Raw genomic sequence first — 24460 nt, forward strand, 5'->3', positions numbered from 1 at the left:
CCGGAGCGGTGACCGACGCGCTCAGGGCCGGCGGAACACGTACGTCGTGGTCCCGTCTGGACCCAGCGCGTGGGTCACCCGCAGTTCGCCGCCCTCGTGGTCGAACTCGAGTCGGTCGGCGGGGCCGTGGAAGGCGTGCAGCGGCATCCCCGCCTCGACGCCGCCGTCCGCGGTCACGGTGACCTGCGTTCGCCCGCCGAAGGTCGCCCGCAGGTCACCCTCCTCGGTCGCCTCGACGGCCGACGCCCCGGCGAAGCGTTCCAGGTTCCGGCGGACGGCAACCCGGTCCGCCGGGTCGACGACGGTCCCGCCGTCCGTGCGTGCGTGGTCGTCCATGCCCGACACGTTGTCACTGGAGCGGCAAGTCGGTACTGGCCCGCCGCGTGTACGAGAGCGTGTGAGTGCGCTACAGGGTGTCTGTGGCCCCGTCACGCGTGGCGCTTGCTTCGTTGCGTTTAAATACAACCCCGGAATAGGGACAGGTACACTCGTGTAGGGGGAGCGCCCCCGAGTCCGTGCGACGCGGGCGCGAGTTTCCAGACAGCGTGTGTCGTGGTAGCCAAGCCTGGCCCAAGGCGCAGGGTTGCTAACTCTGTGGCGTACAGCCTCCTGGGTTCGAATCCCAGCCACGACGCTCACCCAACGATTACCCACATATGAGTGCAGAAGACCCCACGCCGGACGAGGACGCGGATGCCGAAGAGGAGGACATCCGCTACTTCGTCCGCATCGGACAGACCGACCTCGACGGGACCAAGTCCGTCGAGCGAGCGCTGACAGAACTGAACGGCATCGGCCACCGCGCCGCTCGCGTCATCGCCCAGACGGCGGGCGTCGACCGGCGGGCGGTCTTCGGTAAACTCGACGACGACGTCATCGACGACGTGGTCGAGGCCGTCGAGAACTACGCCGACGAGGTGCCCGAGTGGATGACCAACCACCAGAAGGACTACTTCTCCGGTGAGACCACCCACGAGACGGGCAACGACCTGCAGCTCACCCGTCGGCAGGACATCAACCGCATGAAGATGATCGACTCCTACCGCGGCGTCCGCCACAAGCGCGGCCAGAAGGTCCGCGGACAGCGAACCAAGTCCACCGGCCGGACGGAGGGCACCATCGGTGTCAACGTCGAGGCCATCAAGGAAGAGCAGGCTGAGGAAGCCGCCGCGGAGGATGACGAATAATGGCGCTTGGCTCGAACACCAAGTTCTACGAGACGCCCAACCACCCGTTCCAGGGCGAGCGCATCGCCGACGAGAAGAACCTCAGCGGGCGCTACGGCCTGAAGAACAAGGAGGAGCTGTGGCGCGCACAGTCCGAACTGCGTGGCTACCGCCGTGAGGCCCGGAAGCTGCTGGGCCGCACCGGCGAAAACGAGAAAGAGGCCGAGGAGTTCCTCGCCCGCCTCCAGCGCTACGGCATCCTCAGCGAGACGGACGCGCTGGACGACGTCCTGTCGCTGGACGTCACCGACGTCCTCGAGCGCCGACTCCAGACGGTCGCCTACCGCAAGGGCTACGGCAACACGCCCGAGCAGGCCCGTCAGTTCATCGTCCACGGACACATCGTGCTGGACGGCCAGCGTGTCACCCGGCCGTCGATGAAAGTCGACGTCGCCGTCGAGGACTCCATCGGCTTCGACGAGAACAGCTCGCTGTCGGACGAACTCCACCCAGCCCGCGCGGAGGCCCAAGAATGAGCGACGAGACAGACGACATCTGGGGCATCGCCCACGTCCACGCATCGTTCAACAACACCATCATCACCATCACCGACCAGACTGGCGCGGAGACGCTCGCGAAGAGCTCCGGCGGGACGGTCGTCAAGCAGAACCGCGACGAGGCATCGCCCTACGCGGCCATGCAGATGGCCGAGGTCGTCGCCGAGAAGGCGCTCGACCGCGGCATCGAAGGCGTCCACGTCCGCGTCCGCGGCCCCGGCGGGAACCAGCAGACCTCCCCCGGGCCGGGCGCGCAGGCGACCATCCGAGCGCTGGCCCGTGCCGGCCTCGAGATCGGCCGCATCGAGGACGTCACGCCGACACCACACGACGGCACGCGCGCACCCAAGAACTCCGGATTCTAACCAATGACACAGGATTACGAGGTCGAGTTCGTCGAACGCGGGGAGCGCGAGAGCCTCGTTCTCGTGCGCGGCATCACGCCCGCGTTCGCCAACGGCATCCGCCGTGCGATGATCGCCGACGTGCCGACCTTCAGCATCGACACCGTCCGCGTCATCGAGAACACCAGCGTGATGTTCAACGAGCAGATCGGCCTCCGACTGGGGCTGGTCCCGCTGACGACCGACCTCGACGACTTCGAGGTCGGCGACGAGGTGACACTGTCGCTGTCGGTCGACGGGCCGAACACGGCCTACTCCAGCGACCTCGTCTCCAGTGACCCGATGGTCGAACCGGCCGACGACAACATCCCCATCATCGACCTGAAGGACGGCCAGCGCCTCGAAGTCGAGGCCGACGCCGTCCTCGACACCGGTCGGGAACACGCGAAACACCAGGGCGGCGTGGCCGTCGGCTACCGCCACCTGCAGCGCGTGTCCGTCGTCGGCGACAAGGGCGAGTTCGAGGACGACGACCCGAACATCCTCCGTGGCGTCATCGAGGAGCAGGCCGCCGAACACGCGGCCGGAGACGCCACGGACGGCGACCTCGTCCGGACCGCCGAGTTCGACAACGACCTCCGGAACCGCTATCCGGGCAAAGAACTCGAGGTGGAAGACGTCGAGAACGCCTTCGTGTTCCACGTCGAGACCGACGGGTCGTTCACCACGGACGAACTGGTCCTGCGCGCCGTCGAGTCGCTGCGTGACCGCGCGACCGAACTGAAAGAAGCAATCCAGCTGTAAGCACAGATGCCCCGTACCACACCCACGCCGCCGATGACCGCCCGCCCCCCGAGCGCGAGGACCGAAAGGGGTTTTACGGGGCACGAAAAACGCAGTAATGCACGCAGGGATAGCCAAGTCTGGCCAACGGCGCAGCGTTCAGGGCGCTGTCCCGTAGGGGTCCGCAGGTTCAAATCCTGCTCCCTGCACTTTTCCTACAAAGGAGGAACGCTATGAGCAAGACGAATCCGAGACTCAGTAGTCTCATCGCCGACCTGAAGTCGGCCGCCCGGTCGTCGGGCGGCGCCGTCTGGGGCGACGTCGCCGAGCGCCTAGAGAAGCCCCGGCGCACACACGCGGAAGTCAACCTGGGCCGCATCGAGCGGTACGCCCAGGAAGACGAGACCGTCGTGGTGCCGGGCAAGGTGCTGGGCTCCGGTGTCCTGCAGAAGGACGTCACCGTCGCCGCCGTCGACTTCTCCGGAACCGCCGAGAAGAAGATCGACCAGGTCGGAGAGGCTGTATCACTCGAACAGGCAATCGAAAACAATCCCGAAGGCTCGCACGTCCGGGTGATCCGATGAGCGTCGCAGAGTTCGACGCGGACGTCGTCGTCGACGCCCGCGACTGCATCATGGGTCGTGTCGCTTCGCAGGTGGCAGAGACGGCACTCGACGGCCAGACGGTGGCCGTCGTCAACGCGGAACGGGCCGTCGTCACCGGCAGCGAGAACCAGATCAAAGAGAAGTACAAGAAGCGCGTCGACATCGGCGACGACAACGCGTACTTCTACCCGAAGCGACCGGACGGCATCCTCAAGCGCTCGATCCGCGGCATGCTCCCCCACAAGAAGCCGCGCGGCCGCGAAGCGTTCGAGAACGTCCGCGTCTACGTCGGCAACCCGTACGACGACGAGGGTGAAGTGCTGGAGGGAACGTCGCTGGACCGACTCTCGAACATCAAGTTCGTCACGCTGGCAGAGATCAGCGAGACGCTCGGAGCGAACAAGACATGGTAACGAACACGTCAGGCAAGAAGAAGACGGCCGTCGCCCGCGCCACCATCCGCGAGGGCGAGGGGCGTGTGCGTATCGACTCCCAGCCGGTCGAACTGGTCGAACCGGAGCTGGCCCAGCTGAAGATGCTGGAGCCGTTCCGGATCGCCGAGGACGACCTGCGCGACGAGATCGACGTCGAGGTGACCGTCGAGGGCGGCGGTGTCATGGGCCAGGCCGACGCGGCCCGGACCGCCATCGCACGCGGCCTCGTCGAGTTCACCAACGACGCCGAACTCCGCGACGCGTACATGGAGTTCGACCGCTCGCTGCTGGTCAACGACGTTCGACAGTCCGAACCCAAGAAGTGGGGTGGCCCCGGCGCACGGGCCCGCTACCAGAAATCCTACCGCTGAGGTGATGCAGGTATGATGGTACCGGTTCGGTGTTTCACCTGTGGTAACGTCGTCGCCGAGCACTGGGAGGAGTTCAAGGCGCGCACGCGAGAGGCCGAGGAGCCCGAGGACCCCGAGATGGTCCTCGACGAGCTCGGCGTCGAACGGCACTGCTGTCGCCGGATGCTCGTCTCGCACAAGGACCTCGTCGACATCGTCGCTCCATACCAATGAACGCACAGGAGAGCCGCTACGAGAAGGCCCGCAAACTCGGCGCGCGAGCGCTGCAGCTGGCCCACGGCGCACCCGTGCTGATCGAGACGGAGCACACGCAGCCGATCCTCATCGCTGCCGAGGAGTACGACGCCGGCGTGTTGCCATTCACTGTCAAACGGGGTGACCACAAGTGACACTCATCACGGACGTCCGACTCCGCCGCATCCTCGACTCGCGTGGCAACGCCACCGTCGAGGCCGACGTCATCACCGAGAGTGGTGGCTTCGGGCGCGGCAAGGCACCGAGCGGCGCAAGTACCGGCGAGTACGAGGCCATCGAACTCCCGGCCAACGAGTCCATCGCGAAGGCTCGCGAGGAGGCCGTCCCGCGACTCGTCGGGGAGGTCCACGCCGGCAACCAGCGCGACGTCGACGCGGCGCTGCACGCCGCCGACGGCACGGACGACTTCTCGGGCATCGGCGCCAACAGCGCCGTCGCAATCTCCATGGCGGCCGCGAAGGCCGGTGCCGACGTGCTGGGCGCCCCCCTGTTCCAGCACCTCGGTGGCACCTTCCGTGGCAACGAGTTCCCGACGCCGCTGGGGAACATCATCGGCGGCGGCGAACACGCCGCGGACGCCACCAACATCCAGGAGTTCCTCGCGGCCCCCGTCGGCGCGCCGAGCGTCGAGGAGGCCGTCTTCGCCAACGCCGCGGTCCACCAGGAGGTCCACGACATCCTGCTGGAACGTGACCTGCCGTCTGGCAAGGGCGACGAAGGTGCCTGGGCCCCCTCGATCTCGGACGACGAAGCGTTCGAGATCATGCACGAGGCCGTCGAGACGGTGGCCGACGACTTCGGCTTCGCCATCCAGTTCGGCCTCGACGTCGCCGGCGCGGAGCTGTACGACGACGACGAGGGCGGCTACGTCTACGACGACCAGGTCCGCTCCACCGAGGAGCAGATCGAGTACATCGCCGAGAAGGTCCGGGAGTACGACCTCGTCTACGTCGAGGACCCCCTCGACGAGAACGACTACGAGGCCTTCGCGGACCTCACCGACGAGGTGGGCGACCAGACGCTGGTCTGTGGCGACGACCTCTTCGTGACGAACGTCGAGCGCCTCCAGAGCGGTATCAGCGTCGGCGCTGGCAACTCCATCCTCATCAAGCCCAACCAGATCGGGACGTTGACCGACGCGGTCGACGCCATCGAGCTGGCGACCGAGAACGGCTACGAATCGGTCGTCTCCCACCGCAGCGGCGAGACAGAGGACACGACCATCGCACACCTCGCCGTCGCCACCGCGGCCCCGTTCATCAAGACGGGCGCGGTCGGCGGCGAACGCACAGCCAAACTGAACGAACTCATCCGTATCGAAGACAACGCAGTATGAGCGGCAACGAAAAAGAAGGGCTCGACGCGGCGGACTCCGACTACGACCCGTCCAGCGAGGACGAGGCAGCGGACGCCGACGCCGACCCCGAGACGGCCGACGAACAGGTCGCCGACGCCGAGGACAGTCCCCCGGCCGAGGCCGAAGAAACAACCGAGGACGACGCCGACGCGGGCCCACAGCTCGACGAGGACGTCATGCCCGGCGAGCAGGAGGAAGCGGACCTCCTCATCCCCGTCGAGGACTACCTCGGCGCCGGTGTCCACATCGGGACCCAGCAGAAGACCAAGGACATGGAGCGGTTCATCCACCGCGTCCGGACCGACGGTCTCTACGTGCTCGACGTCTCGATGACCGACGAGCGCATCCGCACGGCCGCGGACTTCCTGGCCAACTACGAGCCCGAGCAGATCCTCGTGGCCTCGTCGCGCCAGTACGGCCGGTTCCCGGCCGAGAAGTTCGCCGACGCCGTGGGTGCTCGCGCCCGAACGGGCCGGTTTATCCCCGGCACGCTGACGAACCCGGACTACGACGGCTACATCGAACCGGACGTCGTGGTCGTCACCGACCCCATCGGCGACTCCCAGGCGGTCAAGGAGGCCATCACGGTGGGCATCCCGGTCATCGCGATGTGTGACTCCAACAACACCACGTCAAACGTCGACCTGGTGGTCCCGACGAACAACAAGGGGCGCAAGGCCCTGTCGGTCGTCTACTGGCTGCTGGCCAACGAGACGCTCGACCGCCGCGGCGCCGAACCGTCCTACGGGCTCGACGACTTCGAGTCCGAGATCTGACGCCCGCTTCTCTCGCTTCGTTTCCGTCCGGTCGGCCTCGATAGCGACGGCACTCGCCGGTGAGCAGCGGCACAAGACATAGATGGCCCACGAGAACGCCAGTCCATGGCAGAAGGCGATTCCCTCCTCAACGCGGTCATCGGCGCCGTCGCGACAGCCCTCCTGAGCGGCTTCGTTCCGTTCGCGCCAGTCTTCGGTGGTGCGCTCGCCGGCTACCTCGAGGGCGGCGAGCGAAACGACGGGCTCCGGGTGGGCTTTATCTCCGGACTCGTCGGTCTCGTGTTCGCGGCCGTCCTGTTCCTGATAGGCTTCGTGGTGTTCGTCGTGTTCCTGGGCTTTGCCGGGGCGCCCCGCGCGTTCGGCGCGTTCGGCCTCCTCGTGTTCGTCCTGGGCGGACTGTTCGGCGCCGTCTACATCGTCGGACTGAGCGCGCTCGGCGGCTGGCTCGGCAACTACGTGAAAAACGACACGAGCATCGGCAACTAACGACGGCGTCACAGCAACTATTTTCGTCCGGCCGACGAGATGCCGTCCAGAGATGCGAGCGACGCTCGTCGACGCCGGGTGGGGTGCACTGGTGACGCTGGCACTCTCGGTCGTCCCGTTCTCGCCCGTCGTCGGTGGTGCAGTGGCCGCCAACCGGCACGGCGGCGGCTATCTCACTGGGCTATGGCTCGGGACGCTCGCCGGCGTCATCGCCATGCTCCCGCTGCTCGTCTTGCTGGTCCCGGCCGTCTACATCGCCGGAGTGCTCGGATTCGGGATTCCGCCGGGCACGCCGGGCTACGGGCTCTTTCTCGCGCTGGTCGGCCTGCTCTTCCTCTGTTACACTGTCGGCCTGAGCGCGCTGGGCGGACTCGGCGGCGTCTGGGTGTCGGCCAACACCGACTGGGACCTCGACCCACAGCGGTGGCTCTGACGCCCCGTCCCGACCTCGTTGGGCACACGATTCAAACGTGTCCGGCCCTACTGTCGACGCAATGTCAGGCATTCCCCCGGGACCGACGGGCGAACCGCTGTTCGGGAGCAGTCGGACCTACGCGCGCAACCCGTTTCGCTTCATCTCGGCCCTGGAGCGGGCCTACGGCGACGTGGCCCGCTTCGACATGGGGCCGATGGACACGCTGATGATCTGTGACCCGACGGCCATCGAGCGCATCCTCGTCTCCGAGGCCGACCGATTCCGCAAGCCCGACTTCCAGGGTGACGCGCTCGGCGATCTCCTTGGCGATGGCCTGCTGTTGAGCGAGGGCGAGACCTGGGAGCAACAGCGGATGCTCGCCAACCCCGCGTTCTCGATGTCGCGGCTCTCGGGCATGGCCGACCGCATCACCCGCCACGCAACGAAGCGCATCGACCGGTGGGACGCCGGCGACGTCGTCGACGTCGAACGGGAGATGACCCGAACGACGCTCGACGTCATCCTCGATCTGATGATGGGCGTCGAACTCTCCGAGACGCGGGTCCGGACCATCGAGGAGCAGCTCGTGCCGCTTGGCCAGCGCTTCGAACCCGACCCCATCCGCTTCGCCGCGCCGCGGTGGATGCCGATGCCAGACGACGACGCCTTCGATTCGGCCGTCGAGACGCTGGACTCGATCCTGGACGACATCATCGCCGTCCGCGAGGAGTCGGTCGGAACCGACGCGGAGGGCCCGATGGACTTCCTCTCGATTCTCATCCGTGCCCGCGACGACGGCGTCGAGTCTCCCGAACAGCTGCGCGACGAGATGATGACGATGTTGCTGGCCGGCCACGACACGACGGCGCTGACACTGACCTACACGTGGTTCCTCCTCTCGGAGCACCCCGAGGCCGAACGGCGGGTCCACGAGGAGCTCGACGCGGTGGTAGGCGACGACACCCCGGGGATGGAACACGTCCGCGACCTCGAGTACTTAGAGTGGGTCATCCAGGAGGCGATGCGACTGTACCCCCCGGTCTACACCATCTTCAGGGAACCGACCGAGGACGTGACGCTGTCGGGCTATCCCGTCGAAGCGGGGACGACGCTGATGCTCCCCCAGTGGGGCGTCCACCGGTCGCCCCGGTTCTACGACGACCCCGAGACGTTCGACCCCGAGCGCTGGCGGCCAGAGCGGGCCAAGCAGCGCCCGCGGTTCGCGTACTTCCCCTTTGGCGGGGGGCCGCGCCACTGCATCGGCAAGCACCTGGCGATGCTCGAGGCCCAGCTCATCGTCGCCGCGACGTCGCAACGCTTCCGCCTGGAGTTCCTCGGCGAGACGCCGCTGGAACTGATGCCCTCGCTGACGGCCCACCCGCGCCAGGAGATGCAGATGCGTGTGGTGGAACGCTGACGGCGCCGGTCCGAAAACACCTAACACGCAGGGCGTCCACGGGCGGGTATGGTCACGTCGAGCGCCCCCGGCAAGGTGTATCTGTTCGGGGAGCACGCAGTCGTCTACGGTGAGCCCGCGGTCCCCTGTGCCATCGAGCGCCGGGCCCGCGTGACGGCCACCGAGCGAGCAGACGGGTTGCGAATCCACGCCGAGGATCTCACGCTCGACGGGTACACCGTCGAGTACACCGGCGCGGAGGGGGACCGGCCGGACATCGACGTCTCGGACTCGCTGGTCGAGGCCGGCATCGGCTACATCCAGGCGGCCGTCGAGCAGGCCCGGGACGCCGCCGACCGGCCCGGGGCGGGCTTCGAGATCGTCGTCGAGAGCGACATCCCGCTGGGGGCGGGCCTGGGGTCCTCGGCGGCCGTCGTCGTCGCGGCTATCGACGCCGCCACGCGGGAACTGGGTGTCGAACTCGCCCCCGAGGAGATCGCCGAGCGCGCCTACCAGGTCGAGTACGAGGTTCAGGACGGCCAGGCCTCCCGGGCCGACACCTTCTGCTCGGCGATGGGCGGGGCCGTCCGCGTCGAGGGCGACGACTGCCGGCGCATCGAGGGTGTCGACGCGCTCCCTTTCGTCATCGGCTACGACGGCGGCGCCGGCGACACCGGCAAACTCGTCGCTGGCGTCCGCGAACTCCGCGAGGAGTACGACTTCGCGGCCGACACGGTCGCGGCCATCGGCGACGTGGTCCGCGAGGGCGAGTCCGTCCTCGGGACGAGTGACTACGAGACGCTGGGCGAGCTGATGGACTTCAACCACGGCCTGCTCTCGGCGCTGGGGGTCTCCTCGCGCTCGCTGGACGCGATGGTGTGGGCCGCCCGCGACGCCGACGCGCTGGGCGCGAAACTCACCGGCGCCGGCGGCGGCGGGTGTATCGTCGCCCTGGACGACACCGACGAGACGCTGACGGCGCTGCGCTACACACCCGGCTGTGCCCACGCGTTCCGCGCCGAGCTGGCGACCGACGGGGTCTGCCGGGAATGACGGTCGTCCTGAAGCTGGGCGGGAGCGTGGTGACCGAGAAGGACCGCCCCGAGACCGTCGACGACGCGGCGCTGGCCGACGCCGCCGATGCCGTCGCGGCGGCCGACCGCGATATCGTCCTCGTCCACGGTGGCGGGAGCTTCGGCCACCACCACGCCGCCGAGTACGGTGTCAGCACGACCGAGGGGACGCGCGACGCAGCGGGTGTCCGGGCGATTCACGGCGCGATGGGGCGCCTCAACGACGCCGTCGTCAGCGCGCTCGCGGAGCGCGACGTCCCGGCGGTCCCCGTTCACCCGTTCTCCGCCGGCGCGCGCGACGCCGCGGGCGACCTGACGCTCCCGACCGCCCAGGTCCGGACGCTGCTCGCAGAGGGCTTCGTCTCCGTCCTCCACGGTGATCTCGTCGCTCACGCTGGGCGGGGCGCGACGGTGCTCAGCGGCGACGAACTGGTCGTCGAACTGGCGCCGGCGGTCGACGCCGACCGCGTCGGCGTCTGCTCGACGGTCCCCGGGGTCCTCGACGAGGCGGGCGAGGTCGTCGAGCGCATCACGGCCTTCGAGGACGTGGCGGCCGCACTCGGCGGAAGCGACGCGACCGACGTCTCGGGCGGGATGGCCGCGAAGGTCAGGGCGCTCCTCGCACTGGACGCGCCGGCACAGGTCTTCGGGCCCGACTCGCTCGGGGCCTTCCTCGCCGGCGAGTCACCGGGGACGACCATCGAGGGGAGCGGCGGCGCTGGCGCGGAGTAAGGTCGGCGTAACCTATTTCACCGGCGTTATCGATTGTGGACCCATGACCGCTGTTGGCCTCGCTGACCTCTATCGCTACGGGACTCGGTTTCTGGGCGCCCTCCTCGTCGTACTCCTCGCGAGTGCGGTCCTGGCCGGGGCCGGCGTCGCTCTCGTCGGCACTGGGCAGCTCGCCTCGCTCTCCGGCGGGCGGGAGTCGCGCGATCGCGGGCGTCGTGCTCATCGTGCTGGGTGGCCTGGTCGCCCTGTCGGGCCTCGTCGGCCTGGGACACAAGCTCATCGCCGACGCCGTCATGGTCGGGACGGCGGCCGCCGCTGCCCGGGACACATCGATCACCGAAGACACACCGGCCGACGAAACGTCGTCGTCGGACGCATCCGAGACCGCTGCGAGTGCCGCGGCGGCGGGCGAAGCGGCCGGCGGCGACGGCGGGGCCACCGCTGGGCAGATGACGGCGTCCGAGCCAGCCGACTCGGGTCCGACCTCGGCAACGGACGACGCGACCGACCCGTCGAGTTCCGACCCGGCCCCGGGGGACGCCGACCCCGCCTCAGACCCGGCCAGTGCGGACCAGTCGGCCTCGGACGCGCAGCCGGCATCCGAAACAGACGCTCTCGAACCGACAGCGAGCGACGAGAGTCCCGACCAGCCATCGACGGCCGAACCGGCGTCGGCCGAGGGTCACGACGTCGACGAGGGTGCGGCCGGTCCCGCCGGCGACGACCCCACGGAGGCCGACCAGTCGGTGACGGACCTGGAGGCGGAGGACTTCCAGCCGAAGGTGTCGACCGAACCTGCCGACGCCGACGACGATACCGACGACTCTGTGTCACCCGAGGAGTTCGGGAGTGAGTCGGACACGCCCGTGGATGCGACTCCAGGGACCGACGAACCCGAGGAGTGGACGCCGCCGGACCCCGCCGAGTTCGAGACGGCAGGCGCCGACGAGTCGAGGTCGGCCCGGGACGACCCGGCGCCCCCCGCGGACCGCGATGCGGGCGACGGTTTCGGCGCCGACAACCACGCCGAGTCGGTCTCGAGGCCCCGGACAGCCGAGGATCTGTTCGGGGACGGACGTGCCGACGGGGACACCGGTGGTACGGACGCCGGCGAGGCGGACGCCGACGCTGACGCCGGGGACCTCGATGACCAGTCCGACGACGGCCAGACGCTCGCCGACGAGGGCATGAGCGGCTTCCAGCCGGCGAGCGAGAAGGATCCCCTCTCGGACACCCTCGACGACGAGTAGCGCGGCCGAACCCACACCGTTTTAAGAACCGACGTTGTATGCCCGGATAACCGAGCGCACGGCCGCTCGCGAACGCGGTTCGGCGGCCGGCAGACGACGGGTGTCGTCGTCAGGACGAGAGTCCTTCCACTGCGTCGCCAGGGCTACGGATATCCGGTCGGCCTCGGCGACGACGCGGAACCGAGACGCCGTTGCACAGCTGCTACCGTCGCTGCCTCCCCCGACCGCGTTCCGCGACCGGCTCTACTCGGACCTACAACTATGGAAGTCGAAATTGCGACAATCGGCGGTTACGAGGCAGTTGGCCGACAGATGACGGCCGTCCGTGCAGGGGACGACGTCGTCATCTTCGACATGGGCCTGAACCTCTCGAAGGTACTGATTCACGACAACGTCGAGACCGAGCGGATGCACTCGCTGGATCTCATCGACATGGGCGCCATCCCGGACGACCGCGTCATGTCCGACCTCGAGGGCGACGTGAAGGCCATCGTGCCGACCCACGGCCACCTCGACCACATCGGCGCCATCTCGAAGCTGGCCCACCGGTACGACGCGCCCATCGTGGCGACGCCCTTCACTATCGAGTGGTCAAACAGCAGATCAAGGGCGAGGAGAAGTTCGGCGTCCAGAACGACCTCCAGAAGATGGAGGCCGGCGAGACCATGCGCATCGGCGACAAAAACGAACTCGAGTTCGTCAACGTCACCCACTCCATCATCGACGCCATCAACCCTGTCCTCCACACGCCGGAGGGCGCGGTCGTCTACGGTCTGGACAAGCGGATGGACCACACGCCGGTCATCGGCGACCCCATCGACATGGAGCGGTTCCGCGAGATCGGCCGCGAGGGCAACGGCGTCCTCTGTTACATCGAGGACTGTACGAACGCGGGCAAGAAGGGACGCACCCCATCGGAGGCCGTCGCCCGTCGCCACCTGCGTGACGTGATGGAGAGCATCCAGGATTACGACGGCGGCATCGTCGCCACGACGTTCTCCTCGCACATCGCCCGCGTGAAGAGCCTCGTCGAGTTCGCCGACGACATCGGCCGTCAGCCGGTGCTGCTGGGCCGCTCGATGGAGAAGTACTCGGGCACCGCGGAACGGCTGAACTTCGTGGACTTCCCGGAAGATCTGGGGATGTACGGCCACCGCAAGTCCGTCGACCGCACGTTCAAGCGGATCATGAACGAGGGCAAGGAGAACTTCCTGCCCATCGTCACCGGGCACCAGGGCGAGCCACGGGCGATGCTCACCCGCATGGGCCGCGGCGAGACCCCGTACGAACTGGACGAGGGCGACAAGGTGCTGTTCTCCGCCCGGGTCATCCCGGAGCCGACCAACGAGGGCCAGCGCTACCAGTCCGAGAAACTGCTGGGCATGCAGGGCGCTCGCATCTACGACGACATCCACGTCTCGGGCCACCTCCGCGAGGAGGGCCACTACGAGATGCTGGAGGCGCTCCAGCCCCAGAACGTCATCCCCGCCCACCAGAGCCTGAAAGGCTTCGCACCCTACGTCGACCTCGCGGAGAACCTCGGCTACAAGGTGGGTCGTGACCTGCACGTCACCCGCAACGGGAACATGATCCAGCTCACGGAATAACGAAATGTCCGAACGCCATCAGCAGGTCGAAGACGCCGTCCTCGCACGACGGGAGCGGGTCAATGCGGCCCTCCCAGAGGACCTGCCGGTCCAGAAACCGGAGCACCTCTACAAGGCGACCCGCTACCTGCTGGACGCTGGCGGCAAGCGACTCCGTCCCACGGTGCTCCTGCTGGTCGCCGAATCGCTGCTCGACGTCGACCCGCTGTCGGCAGACTACCGTGAGTTCCCGACGTTGGACGGCGGCCGCGCCGACGTGATGGCGGCGGCACTGGCCATCGAGGTCATCCAGACGTTCACGCTCATCCACGACGACATCATGGACGACGACGACCTCCGACGGGGGGTCCCGGCCGTCCACAAGGAGTACGACCTCTCGACGGCCATCCTGGCTGGCGACACGCTCTACTCCAAGGCGTTCGAGTTCCTGCTGTCGACCGGCGCCGCGGACGACCGGACCGTCGCCGCAAACCGGCGACTGGCGACGACCTGCACCCGCATCTGTGAGGGGCAGTCCCTCGACATCGAGTTCGAGGGTCGCTCCGCCGTAACGCCCGACGAGTACCTCGAGATGGTCGAACTCAAGACCGCGGTGCTCTACGGCGCGTCGACGTCCATCCCGGCGACGCTGCTGGGCGCCGACGAGGCGACGGTCGAGGCGCTGTACAACCACGGCCTCGACGTGGGGCGGGCGTTTCAGATTCAGGACGACCTGCTCGACCTGACGACGCCCTCGGAGAAACTGGGCAAGCAGCGCGGCTCCGACCTCGTCGAGGACAAACAGACGCTCGTGACGCTCCACGCCCGCCAGCAGGGCGTCGACGTGGCGAACCTCGTGGACACGGACTCCGTCGACGACGTCTCCGAGGCCGAGATCGATGCGGCAGTCGAGCGCCTCCGCGAGGCCGGGTCCATCGAGTACGCCCGGAACCGGGCCCAGGAACTGGTTCAGAGCGGCAAGGAGAACCTCGAGGTCCTCCCGGACAACGAGGCCCGCGACCTCCTCTCCGGTATCGCGGACTACCTCGTCGAACGCGAGTACTGAACGGTCGACGAGCCCATACCGCTTTCGACCCAGCGGCCGGGCCGGGGCGGAACTAAATGCGCACCGTCCGTACGGACGGATGTGACGCGATTCGTCCTCTACGGCGGGAAGGGCGGCGTCGGCAAGACGACCGTCGCGACCGCCACGGCCCTCCAGCTCGCTGCACGTGGTGAAGAGACGCTCGTGGTGTCGACGGACCCGGCTCACTCACTGGGCGACGCCGTGGAGCGCGAGGTGGGCGGCGACCCGGTCGAGATCCGCGAGAACTGCTGGGGCGTCGAGGTGGACCCACAGGCCGGCGTCGACCGCTATCGCGCCACCTTCGAGACGCTGGCCGCGGAGTTCGCCGACGCTGGCATCAGACTCGACGAGGACGAGGTCGCGGCCCTGTTCACCTCCGGCGTGATGCCCGGCAGCGACGAACTGGCCGCGCTGGAGGGACTGGCGACTTACATCGACAGCGACCGGTGGGACCGCGTCGTCTTCGACACCGCGCCCACCGGCCACACGCTACGGCTCCTCGACCTGCCGTCGGTCCTCGGCCGCGGGATGACGACGGCGCTGGATCTGCGCGACAAGGTCCGCCGGAAGATCTCGACCGCGCGGACGATGATGTTCGGCCCGCTGGCGGCGGGTCGCCGCGAGGACGGCCCCGACGACTTCACCGCCATGCGCGAGCGGATGGAGCGCGTCGGGGCGGTCCTCCGTGACCCCGAGCAGACGGCCTTCCGGGTGGTCACGATCCCCGAGACGATGGCCGTCCGCGAGAGCGAGCGCCTGGTCGCGCAACTCCGGGAGTTCGAGGTACCGGTGACGACGCTCGTCGTGAACAAGGTCATCGAGGATCCCGGGGACTGCGAGCGCTGTCGGGGCAAGAAGGCAGTGCAGGACGAGGCACTGGAGCAGTTGCGCGAGTCATTTCCCGACCTCGATGTCTGGACGGTTCCCGACGAGTCTGGCGAGGTGACGGGATTTGAGGCGCTGGAGCGGGTCGGGACGTGGTTAGACGACGAGACGCTGTGACGTTTCTTTCCGCGCCAGCGGAGCGAACGCGGTTCACGGCACCGAGCGAAGCGAGGTGCCGCCTTTTCCCCCAGGTGTTTGCCGTGAGCGGTTGCCGGTAGGCCACCCGAGCGGCAAAAAGGTGGTCGTGAACCCGACGGCGTTTTGAGGCCTCCCGCCGCACGTTTCAGGCATGGACGAAGGCCTACGCGAGCGTATCGAGGAGGCCGCCGAGACGAACGCCCTCCTCAACGCGGTCAAACACGACAGCGAGGCACAGGTCGGGGCCATCATGGGTCCGCTCATGGGAGAGAACCCGGAGTTCCGAGAGTACGGAGACGAGATTCCGGGCATCATCGCGCCGGTCGTCGACCGGGTCAACGGGATGGACGCCGCCGAACGACGAGAGCGCCTCGAAGAACTCGCCCCGGAGAAACTCGCGGAACTGGAGGCCGAGGACGAGGGCGAGGAGCACCCGCTGCCCGACCTCCCGGGTGCCGAGGACGTCGACACCGTCCGGATGCGCGTTGCCCCGAACCCCAACGGCCCGTGGCACATCGGCCACGCGCGAATGGCCGCCGTCGTGGGCACCTACAAGGAGCGCTACGACGGCGAGTTCGTCTGCCGGTTCGACGACACCGACCCCGAGACCAAGCGCCCGGACCTCGAGGCCTACGACCAGATTCTCCACGCCATCGACTACCTGGGCTTCGAACCCGACGACGTGGTGCGAGCGAGCGACCGCGTCGAGACGTACTACGAGTACGCCCGTGACCTCATCGACCGCGGCGGAGCCTACACCTGCTCGTGCCCGCAGGGCGAGTTCTCCGACCTGAAGAACAGCGGCGAGGCCTGCCCGCACCGCGAGAAAGACGCCGAGACGGTCCACGAGGAGTTCGACGCGATGGTCGACGGCGAGTACGAGAGCGGCGAGATGGTGCTTCGCGTGCGGACCGACATCACCCACAAGAACCCCGCTCTCCGGGACTTCGTCGCCTTCCGGATGATAGACACGCCACACCCGCGCGAGGCGGCCGCCGACTACCGTTGCTGGCCGATGCTCGACTTCCAGAGCGGGCTGGACGACCACCTGCTGGGCGTCACACACATCATCCGCGGCATCGACCTGCAGGACTCGGCGAAGCGCCAGCGGTTCGTCTACGACTACTTCGACTGGGAGTACCCCGAGGTCGTCCACTGGGGCCACGTCCAGGTCGACGAGTACGACGTCTCGCTGTCGACCTCGACCATCTCGGAGCTGATCGCCGAGGGCGAACTCGACGGGTGGGACGACCCGCGCGCGCCGACGGTCGCCAGCCTCGAACGCCGGGGTATCCGCGGCCAGGCGCTCGTCGACGCGATGATCGACCTGGGGACGTCGACGTCGAACGTCGACCTCGCGATGTCGTCGGTGTACGCCAACAACCGCGACCTGATCGACGACGAGACCGACCGTGCGTTCTTCGTCCGAGACGACGACGAGCACGGCGGCCTCGTCGAGCGCATGGTCGTCGGTGGCCCGGAGGAGGGTCACCCCCCGGCCCACCCCGACTACGAGAATCGCGGCGAGCGCGACATCTCGGTCGCGAACGGCGTCGTACTCGAGGGCGACGACCTGCCGCCCCACGGTGAGCGCGTCTGGCTGAAGGGGTACGGCTGTGTCCGTCACACCCGCGACGCCTTCGAGTTCGCCGGCACCGACATCGACGTGGTCCGCGAGGAGGGCGTCGACGTGGTCCACTGGGCCCCGGCCGACGGCCCCGAGCTCCGACTCCGGACGATGGACGGCGACGTGACGGGTCGGGTCGAGCCGGGCGTCCTCGAGTACGACCCGGACGACCTGCTCCAGTTCGAGCGCATCGGGTTCGCCCGCGTCGACGCCGTCGACCCCGACGGCGAGTCGGTCGCGTACTTCGCCCACCCCTGACCGCGGGCGCGACGCCCGTTTCGCTGGGGCGGCGCCCGAACCCTTTTTACGGGGACGGTCGGACGCACCGACGTGACACGCAGCGACGCGACGACGGTCACGGTCCAGCGGGACGTGCCCTTCCAGGAGGTCGGCGACGAGGTACTCCACCTGGACCTCTACGAGGCGACGGCGACGAACGGCCCGAAACCGATGGCGGTCCTCGTCCGCGGCGGCGGGTTCGCCGTCGGCGACAAGGGCGAGTTCGCGCGCCACGCCATCGACTTGGCCGAAGCGGGCTACCTCGTGGTTGAACCGCAGTACCGTCTCGCTCCGGCGTGGACGTTCCCGGCCCCCCTGGTGGACGTCAAGGCCGCCGTGGAGTGGTGCCGGGCGGAGGGCGAGGCCTACGGCGGCGACCCGACCCGCGTCGTCGCCGCCGGCCACTCCGCCGGGGCGAACCTCGTCGTGCTTGCGGCCGCGACGGCAGACGACCCGGCATTCGAACCCGACCTCTACCCCGGGACCTCCTCGGCGCTCTCGGCCGTCGCCGGCTACGCCGGCGTCTACGACTTCCGGGCCTTCGCGCGCCTCGACGAGACGGAACACGACGTGGACACGCACGCCCAGTACCTCGGCGGCACGCCCGGCGAGGTGCCGGAGGCGTACGAACTGGCTTCGCCCGTGGCCCAGGCCGACGTTTCGATGCCATCGACGTTGCTGCTGCACGGGCGCGACGACGCGGTGATTCCCCACAGCAGACAGCACTGATGGCCGAGGCGCTGGGGCCGCTGACAGCCGTGGAACACGATGTCGTCCCCGGCGGCCACGCCTTCCCGTTCAACGGCGCGTTCTACGACGACGTCTACGAGCGAACCGTCCGCTTCTTCGACCAGCACGCGGGGGCCGGACCGGGGTCAGACGCGGGCCACGGGGTGAGTGGGCCGCCTGACGGCGGGTCGACCCCCCGCTGACGGTCGAAACTTTAAGTATCCCCGCCGAGTGGTCCCAGGTACCAATGGCCATCGACCCAGAGTTCGAGGACAACCGCGAGGCCGTTGCACAGCACGACGGACACAACGTGTGGGGCCCCGTCGACGAACCAGAGACGCTCGGCATCCACGGGACGCACGTCGCCGTGGACTTCGACATCTGTATCGCCGACGGCGCCTGCCTGGAGGACTGTCCCGTCGACGTCTTCGAGTGGGTCGACACGCCGGACCACCCCGAGAGCGAGATCAAGGCCGACCCCGCCCACGAGGACCAGTGCATCGACTGCATGCTCTGTGTGGACGTCTGTCCGGTCGACGCCATCGACGTCGACCCCGGTCGGGCCGGTCGTATCTGACCGCGCACCGCACTCGCTGTCTGACTCGCGTCCCGCGCGGTCCGTCCCGAGCGTTCGTAATCCCGCCCGCCTAGCGTCCGGTGTGCCCTTTTATCGTCTTCAGCCCTGCTCGATACCGGCAAGCCCCTCGTGTCAGCGGGTTTGTAAACATAAGTTTATTACCGACCCGAATGTGACATACGGCCACGAGGGTCGTGAGAAATATGCACACTGTAGTCTTGACGAAAGGTGTCCCCGACTTCCGTGAAGGACAGGTCTCCTTCGACGAGGACGGGCACCTCGAACGCGGGAAGACACCGACGGTGATGAATCCGAACGACAAACACGCGCTCCGGGCCGCGTTCCAGACGAAGGTCCGCAACGGCGGGAACGTCTCCCTGATGAGCATGGGCCCGCCCGGCTACCAGGAGGTCCTCCAGGAGGGGATGCGAGACGTCTACGCCGACGACCTGTATCTCCTCTCCGACCGTGAGATGGGGGCCGCGGACACGTGGGCGACGGCGATGACCGTCGCCACGGGCATCGAGAAACTCGACGAAGAACCCGACCTCGTCTTCGCGGGCTTCAAGACCGCCGACGGGGAGACGGGCCACACCGGGCCCCAGACATGCTGGTGTCTCGACTGGCCGATGATCACCCACGTCATCTCGCTGGACATCGACGAGGACGAGCAGGTGGTGCGGGCCAAGCGCCTGGTCGACGGCGACATCTCGGAGATCGAGACGGTCGAGGCGCCGATGCCGTGTTTCATCGTCGCCGACCCGGAGTTCCAGCCGACTTACCGGCGGGCCGAACATCGCCTGAAGCACAAGGACCTCCGCGAGGAGACCCAGGAGCGGGCCGAGGACTACGAGGACCTGGTGACGGTGTGGGACCACGAGGACCTCAACCTCGACCCGGACTACATCGGGCTGGACGGCTCGCCGACCATCGTGGCCGGCGTCGACCCCATCCCGAAGGCCCCCTCCGAACGGGAGGCCACACACGTCGAGGCCGACGACGACGCGGCGATGGAACAGGTGCTCGACGAACTGACCCCCTACGCGGCAGGTGACTGACCATGGTCGACATAGACCCAACGGAACACGAGATCGCGGACCTCGGACCGAAGATCAAGGACATCGACGACCCGGACGAACTCCGGGAGATGCTCGAACTCGAGACGGGCGGTGAGGACCGGACGCCGGTCAAGACGCTCATCGAGAGCCGCATCGAGAAACTCGAGGCCGAAGACGAGGAAGTCGACCCGGAGACGGTCGACCTCTCGGAACTGACCATCGCGGACATCGCGAACATGGTCCGGGACGTCGACGACGGCGACGTCCTCCGGGACATCCTCGAACGCGAGAAAGAGGGCGAGAACCGCAAGGGCGCCATCAGCCAGATCGAGAGCCGCATCGAGTCCGTCGAGGGGACCGAGGAGGACGAGGACGCCGGGGAAGTCGAGTACGTCCCACCCGAGGAGAAGTACCCCGAGCTCGACCACCCGACCAACGACAAGCAGTGGGTCGAAGGGACCGTCGGCGCGGAGTATCGCGACATGTGGGTCTACTGTGAGACCCAGGCCGGCGAGCTCGTCGACGTCTCGAAGGAGATGCTCGGGAAGGCCCGCCAGCTGATGGACGACTACAACGACGACTACGACGAGGAGGAACGGGTCGTCGCCGTCCTCATCGGGTCCGACGCGAGCGAGCACGTCGACGAGGTCATCGCCCACGGCGCCGACCTCGTCCTCTACCACGAGGACGACCGACTCGAGCGGTTCCGGCACAAGCCCTACACGGAGATATTCTGTGACATGGCGCGTGCCGGCGGCGACCTGGCCCACGATGACCGCCAGGAGGTCGACTGGAAGGACTACCACGAACCGCGCTACACGCTGTTCCCGGCGACCAACAACGGCCGGGACCTCTCGGCGCTGGTCCAGGGCGAGCTCGACTCCGGGCTGGCCTCGGACTGCTCGGGGCTGTACATCGAGAACGCGATGATCTCGAACCCCGCGAAGGTCGGCACGGCCGGCGACAAGAAGGAGTTCGAGAAGGTCCTGCACATGAAGCGCCCGGACTTCTCCGGGTTCGAGTACTCGACCATCCTGTGTATCGACAAGCCCAACCGGGACTTCCACCCGCAGGGCGGGTCGGTCATCCCGGGGAGCTTCGACATCCAGGACCCCGACTACGAACGTGAGGCCGAAGTCGTCGACTACGAGATGGACCTCGACGACGACTGGTTCCTCGTGGACGTCACCGAGTTCGACCAGCTCTCGGGCGGCGTGGACCTCACCGGCAACGAGGTCGTCGTCGCGGTCGGCCGGGGCATCGGCGACGACCCGACGCAGGGCGTCGAACTCGCGCTCGACCTCGTCGACGCGTTCGAGGACGCCGACCTCGGGCTCTCGCGCGGGGTCATCACCTCCTCGTACCAGTTCGACGGCCACGTCGAGCAGTACATCACCGAGGAGCGCCAGATCGGCGAGTCCGGCCAGGAGGTCGAACCGGCCGTCTACATCGCCGCCGGCATCTCCGGGGCGATCCAGCACAAGGTCGGCTGCGACGAGTCCGACACCATCATCGCCGTCAACACCAACCCCGACGCCGACATCGCCGACTTCTCCGATTACGTCATCGAGGGCGACCTCTTCGAGGTGCTGCCGCGACTGACGGAGGCCGTGGAGTCGGGTGACCTCGCCGCGGCGCTCCAGGAGGTCAGCGATGACTGACCACGAACACTACGAGGCCGTCGTCGTCGGCTGTGGCCCCGGGGGGGCCGCCGCCGCGGCGAACCTCGCGCGCAACGGCGTCGAGACGCTCGTGCTCGAACGCGGCGTCGACGCGGGCTCGAAGAACGTCTCGGGCGGGCTCATCTACGCCGAGGAGTCCGCACCGTACACCATCGACAGCCTGTTCCCGGAGTTCCGCGAGCAGGCCAGCGAGCGACCGGTGACCGAGAACTACATCCACAACATCGCCGGCGACCGGGTGAAGTCCTTCGACATCGGCGACCTGCACCACCACGACACGGAGTGGGCCGACGCCGTCCTGCGCCGGAAGATGGACTCCTGGCTTGCCCAGCGGGTCCACGAACTCACGCGCGAGACGGGCGGGGGCCTCCTGACGGAGGTCCACGTCACCGGCCTGTTGCGCGACGGCGGCGAGATCGTCGGTGTCGAGACGGAGGAACTGGACCCCATCGAGGCCGACCTCGTCGTGGCCGCGGACGGCGTCAACTCCGAACTGGCCCGCGACGCCGGCCTGATGGACTGGGAGGACCCAGAGGAGTGGTTCCAGGGCGTGAAGGCCACCGTCGAGATGGACCCCGAGACGATCAACGAGCGCTTCGACGTCGACGACGACGAGGGCGTCGCCCACCTGTTCTCGGGCGACCTGTTCGACGGCGTCCGCGGCGGCGGGTTCCTCTACACCAACGAGTCGTCGCTCTCTATCGGGACCGTCTTCCACCTCGATTCCATCGCCGAGGAGCGGGCCGAACCCCACGAACTCCTGAACAACCTGCTGACCCACCCGCTGTTGGCCCAGTGGCTGGGCGACGAGTACGAGGAACTTGAGTACAGCGCGAAGCTCGTCCCGGACTCGAAAGGTCGCTCACACGTCCCCGCACGAGGACCGCCTCGTGCTCGTGGGTGACGCCGCCGGCCAGATGCAGGCTCAGGGCCCCATCATCAAGGGGATGAACCACGCCGTGACGGCCGGGGCACTGGCCGCCGAGGCCTTCGCCGACGCGAAGTCCCGCGGGTCGCCCCACCAGGCCGGCGAGCTCTACGAGTCGAAGCTGTACGACGAGGGCGTGATGGATAAACTCCGCCCCTCGAACTACAACATCTTCGGGAAGATGGGCGAACTCGAGGCCGTCGACAACATCTCGAACTCGCTCGTGAAGTCCACCATCGGCCGCGTCGGGATCAAGCTGACGGGCGGCCTGCTCGAGCGGGCGTACTCCTCGCCGACGCTCGTCTCGATGATCCCCGACACGAAACTGCCCTACGTGACCCTGCCGACGGTCATCGCGGAGGAGCTGGGCGAGCGGGTGACCGACACCAACACGGTCGAACCGCCGGAGCTCGACGACCGCATCGGCGATCTGACCTACGACGTCGGCGAGCCCCACATCGAACTGCTGGACAACTCCTTTGCCGCGTCGGGCACGGCCGTGACGGCCTGTCCGGTCAGCGCGAAGGACTTCGGCGGCGGGTGTTACCGCGACGAGACGGTCAAGACCAACGGCGCCGAGGAACACCTCGTGAGCCTCGACACCCAGCCCTGCGTCGAGTGTGGGACCTGCGCCGTCGTCGCCGACACGCACTGGGAGCACCCGGCCGGCGGGAAGGGCGTCGACTACCAGCAGGGGTAGCCGCGACCAGCGATGACCCGGCAGTACGTCGACCGCATCGCGACCCTCGAACGACGGGTTGAGGCGGTCCGGAACTCGTTCGACCCCGACCCGCCGGACGACGAGCGGGCGATGGACCTCGTCAGGGACGGCTTCGGTCCGACCGTCTCGCTGTACTGCGAGGCACGCACCGGGGACTCGTGGGTCCGCTTCGACGACGACGCCTTCACCCGCCTGGAGGGGGTCATGAACGACTGGCTCGACCTGTACGCGAGGTGTTACGGCGTCCAGTTAGCCGGGACCTACGGCATCCGCGAGGCCGCCGAACTGCTGGTCGACACCCACAACGCCCGCGACACCGCCCAGGTGCTGACGGGCGTGCCCGACCGGTGACTCGTCGGTCGGTAACCGGCACCTTCCCTCCGATTCCTGTATGATAAAACGTTAAGTACCGGCCTGTGGTAACAGGTCTCATGGAACTCACGGAACCGCTCCAGTTCGACCACGACGACCGGAAAGACATCTACGAGTACATCGAGTCACACGGCTCGGTCAAGCCGGAGGTCGCACGGCAGGCGCTCCAGATGGAACCCCGGCCGTTCGGCCACCACGTCGCGCTCCTGAAACGCGACGGCGTACTGGAAGAACGGGAGGGCGAACTCCGGGTCGCCTACGAGGACACCGTCGAGGAGGAGTTCCGCGCCGACGACCTGGAGTTTACCATCCGGCAGGCCCGCCAGGAGGACCTCACGGGCCTCGTCGGGGCGATCCGCGAGGCCATCGGCGGCGGTGGCTACGTCGACGCCGAGACGGTGGCCGACGTCGTCGACAGCGAGGGCGTCCTGCTCCGGCACAACGAACTCGAATCGCGTATCTTCTTCGTGGCCTGTATCGACGACGACGTCGTCGGTTGGGTCCACCTCAAACACCCCGAGAGCACGAAACTGCGCCACACCGCCGAGCTCACGCTGGGTGTCCTGGAACGCTACCGCGGGCACGGCATCGGGTCGCACCTGCTGGAACGTGGGACCGCGTGGGCCGCCTCGAACGGCTACGAGAAGCTCTACAACTCGATTCCGGCGTCCAACGAGGACGCAATCGAGTTCCTGGAGGCCCACGGTTGGGAGGTCGAGGCCGTCCGCGAGGGCCACTACAAGTTCGAGGACGAGTACGTCGACGAGACGATGATGGCAAAGACGCTGTAG

At 67.9% G+C, this 24460-nt stretch carries 28 protein-coding genes, 2 tRNA genes and 2 pseudogenes; 31 read left to right on the top strand and 1 reads right to left on the bottom strand.

Features of this window, described 5'->3' with window-relative positions; translation table 11 throughout:
* Window positions 1–21: 21 nt before the first annotated feature.
* Complete coding sequence (locus P1N55_RS00340) at window positions 22–336, bottom strand: hypothetical protein (protein ID WP_276277063.1); 315 nt, start codon at window positions 334–336, stop codon at window positions 22–24.
* A 213-nt stretch (window positions 337–549) separates the two neighbouring features.
* Here P1N55_RS00340 and P1N55_RS00345 point away from each other — a divergent pair.
* The 31 genes and pseudogenes from P1N55_RS00345 to P1N55_RS00495 all read left to right on the top strand — a co-directional run bounded on the left by P1N55_RS00345 (window position 550) and on the right by P1N55_RS00495 (window position 24460).
* A tRNA-Ser gene (locus P1N55_RS00345) sits at window positions 550–634 on the top strand.
* Window positions 635–656: 22 nt separating this feature from the next.
* Window positions 657–1187 carry a 30S ribosomal protein S13 gene (locus P1N55_RS00350; protein WP_276277064.1) on the top strand — a complete coding sequence of 177 codons (531 nt, stop codon included), beginning with the start codon at window positions 657–659 and terminating at the stop codon, window positions 1185–1187.
* Complete coding sequence (locus P1N55_RS00355) at window positions 1187–1702, top strand: 30S ribosomal protein S4 (protein ID WP_276277065.1); 516 nt, start codon at window positions 1187–1189, stop codon at window positions 1700–1702. Before P1N55_RS00350 ends, P1N55_RS00355 begins: the two co-directional genes overlap by 1 nt.
* On the top strand, window positions 1699–2088 hold the full coding sequence (locus P1N55_RS00360; RefSeq protein ID WP_276277066.1) for a 30S ribosomal protein S11: 390 nt from the start codon (window positions 1699–1701) through the stop codon (window positions 2086–2088). Before P1N55_RS00355 ends, P1N55_RS00360 begins: the two co-directional genes overlap by 4 nt.
* Window positions 2089–2091: 3 nt before the next feature.
* Complete coding sequence (locus P1N55_RS00365) at window positions 2092–2871, top strand: DNA-directed RNA polymerase subunit D (protein ID WP_276277067.1); 780 nt, start codon at window positions 2092–2094, stop codon at window positions 2869–2871.
* Between the two features lie 103 nt (window positions 2872–2974).
* Window positions 2975–3059 (top strand) — tRNA-Leu (locus P1N55_RS00370).
* Window positions 3060–3083: 24 nt separating this feature from the next.
* Entirely contained in the window at window positions 3084–3434 is a 351-nt protein-coding gene (locus P1N55_RS00375) for a 50S ribosomal protein L18e (RefSeq protein ID WP_276277068.1), read from the top strand.
* Entirely contained in the window at window positions 3431–3868 is a 438-nt protein-coding gene (locus P1N55_RS00380; RefSeq protein ID WP_276277069.1) for a 50S ribosomal protein L13, read from the top strand. Before P1N55_RS00375 ends, P1N55_RS00380 begins: the two co-directional genes overlap by 4 nt.
* Window positions 3862–4260 (top strand): 30S ribosomal protein S9, encoded by a 399-nt coding sequence (locus P1N55_RS00385; protein ID WP_276277070.1) that lies wholly within the window; start codon window positions 3862–3864, stop codon window positions 4258–4260. The genes P1N55_RS00380 and P1N55_RS00385 overlap by 7 nt, the downstream gene beginning before the upstream one ends.
* 12 nt (window positions 4261–4272) lie before the next feature.
* Entirely contained in the window at window positions 4273–4473 is a 201-nt protein-coding gene (locus P1N55_RS00390) for a DNA-directed RNA polymerase subunit N (protein WP_276277071.1), read from the top strand.
* On the top strand, window positions 4470–4649 hold the full coding sequence (locus tag P1N55_RS00395; protein ID WP_135303168.1) for a DNA-directed RNA polymerase subunit K: 180 nt from the start codon (window positions 4470–4472) through the stop codon (window positions 4647–4649). The genes P1N55_RS00390 and P1N55_RS00395 overlap by 4 nt, the downstream gene beginning before the upstream one ends.
* Window positions 4646–5851: a phosphopyruvate hydratase gene (eno, locus tag P1N55_RS00400; RefSeq protein ID WP_276277072.1), complete on the top strand. Its 1206-nt coding sequence runs from the start codon at window positions 4646–4648 to the stop codon at window positions 5849–5851. Before P1N55_RS00395 ends, eno begins: the two co-directional genes overlap by 4 nt.
* Entirely contained in the window at window positions 5848–6648 is an 801-nt protein-coding gene (gene rpsB, locus P1N55_RS00405; RefSeq protein ID WP_276277073.1) for a 30S ribosomal protein S2, read from the top strand. Before eno ends, rpsB begins: the two co-directional genes overlap by 4 nt.
* A 105-nt stretch (window positions 6649–6753) precedes the next feature.
* A complete protein-coding gene (locus P1N55_RS00410; protein ID WP_276277074.1) occupies window positions 6754–7134 on the top strand; it encodes a DUF5518 domain-containing protein in 381 nt (126 codons plus the stop codon).
* 52 nt (window positions 7135–7186) lie between these two features.
* A complete protein-coding gene (locus P1N55_RS00415; protein WP_276277075.1) occupies window positions 7187–7567 on the top strand; it encodes a DUF5518 domain-containing protein in 381 nt (126 codons plus the stop codon).
* A gap of 61 nt (window positions 7568–7628) precedes the next feature.
* Window positions 7629–8966: a cytochrome P450 gene (locus tag P1N55_RS00420; protein WP_276277076.1), complete on the top strand. Its 1338-nt coding sequence runs from the start codon at window positions 7629–7631 to the stop codon at window positions 8964–8966.
* Window positions 8967–9014: 48 nt separating this feature from the next.
* The gene (gene mvk / locus P1N55_RS00425) at window positions 9015–9998 is read left to right on the top strand and encodes a mevalonate kinase (protein ID WP_276277077.1); all 984 of its coding nucleotides are present in this window, start codon (window positions 9015–9017) and stop codon (window positions 9996–9998) included.
* The gene (locus P1N55_RS00430; RefSeq protein ID WP_276277078.1) at window positions 9995–10750 is read left to right on the top strand and encodes an isopentenyl phosphate kinase; all 756 of its coding nucleotides are present in this window, start codon (window positions 9995–9997) and stop codon (window positions 10748–10750) included. Before mvk ends, P1N55_RS00430 begins: the two co-directional genes overlap by 4 nt.
* Before the next feature lie 53 nt (window positions 10751–10803).
* Window positions 10804–12000 (top strand): prolipoprotein diacylglyceryl transferase, encoded by a 1197-nt coding sequence (locus tag P1N55_RS00435; RefSeq protein WP_276277079.1) that lies wholly within the window; start codon window positions 10804–10806, stop codon window positions 11998–12000.
* A gap of 261 nt (window positions 12001–12261) precedes the next feature.
* Window positions 12262–13607 (top strand): annotated as a pseudogene (locus P1N55_RS00440) (RNase J family beta-CASP ribonuclease).
* A gap of 4 nt (window positions 13608–13611) precedes the next feature.
* Window positions 13612–14652: a geranylfarnesyl diphosphate synthase gene (gene idsA3 / locus P1N55_RS00445; RefSeq protein ID WP_276277080.1), complete on the top strand. Its 1041-nt coding sequence runs from the start codon at window positions 13612–13614 to the stop codon at window positions 14650–14652.
* An 81-nt stretch (window positions 14653–14733) separates the two neighbouring features.
* Complete coding sequence (locus P1N55_RS00450) at window positions 14734–15675, top strand: ArsA family ATPase (protein WP_276277081.1); 942 nt, start codon at window positions 14734–14736, stop codon at window positions 15673–15675.
* A gap of 172 nt (window positions 15676–15847) precedes the next feature.
* Window positions 15848–17581: a glutamate--tRNA ligase gene (locus tag P1N55_RS00455; protein ID WP_276277082.1), complete on the top strand. Its 1734-nt coding sequence runs from the start codon at window positions 15848–15850 to the stop codon at window positions 17579–17581.
* Between the two features lie 72 nt (window positions 17582–17653).
* Window positions 17654–18331 carry an alpha/beta hydrolase gene (locus P1N55_RS00460; RefSeq protein ID WP_276277083.1) on the top strand — a complete coding sequence of 226 codons (678 nt, stop codon included), beginning with the start codon at window positions 17654–17656 and terminating at the stop codon, window positions 18329–18331.
* Window positions 18331–18534, top strand: a complete 204-nt coding sequence (locus tag P1N55_RS00465; RefSeq protein ID WP_276277084.1) for a hypothetical protein — start codon at window positions 18331–18333, stop codon at window positions 18532–18534. The genes P1N55_RS00460 and P1N55_RS00465 overlap by 1 nt, the downstream gene beginning before the upstream one ends.
* A 44-nt stretch (window positions 18535–18578) precedes the next feature.
* On the top strand, window positions 18579–18908 hold the full coding sequence (locus P1N55_RS00470) for a 4Fe-4S dicluster domain-containing protein (protein ID WP_276277085.1): 330 nt from the start codon (window positions 18579–18581) through the stop codon (window positions 18906–18908).
* A gap of 203 nt (window positions 18909–19111) precedes the next feature.
* Window positions 19112–19966, top strand: coding sequence for an electron transfer flavoprotein subunit beta/FixA family protein (locus tag P1N55_RS00475; RefSeq protein ID WP_276277086.1), 855 nt, complete (start codon window positions 19112–19114; stop codon window positions 19964–19966).
* Between the two features lie 2 nt (window positions 19967–19968).
* Complete coding sequence (locus P1N55_RS00480) at window positions 19969–21627, top strand: electron transfer flavoprotein subunit alpha/FixB family protein (RefSeq protein ID WP_276277087.1); 1659 nt, start codon at window positions 19969–19971, stop codon at window positions 21625–21627.
* Window positions 21620–23276, top strand: a pseudogene (locus tag P1N55_RS00485) (FAD-dependent monooxygenase). The gene P1N55_RS00480 and the pseudogene P1N55_RS00485 overlap by 8 nt, the downstream one beginning before the upstream one ends.
* Before the next feature lie 12 nt (window positions 23277–23288).
* Window positions 23289–23648 (top strand): hypothetical protein, encoded by a 360-nt coding sequence (locus P1N55_RS00490; protein WP_276277088.1) that lies wholly within the window; start codon window positions 23289–23291, stop codon window positions 23646–23648.
* 80 nt (window positions 23649–23728) lie between these two features.
* Entirely contained in the window at window positions 23729–24460 is a 732-nt protein-coding gene (locus tag P1N55_RS00495) for a GNAT family N-acetyltransferase (RefSeq protein WP_276277089.1), read from the top strand.

Source organism: Haloarcula regularis (assembly GCF_029338315.1).
Classification (GTDB): Archaea; Halobacteriota; Halobacteria; order Halobacteriales; family Haloarculaceae; genus Haloarcula; species Haloarcula regularis.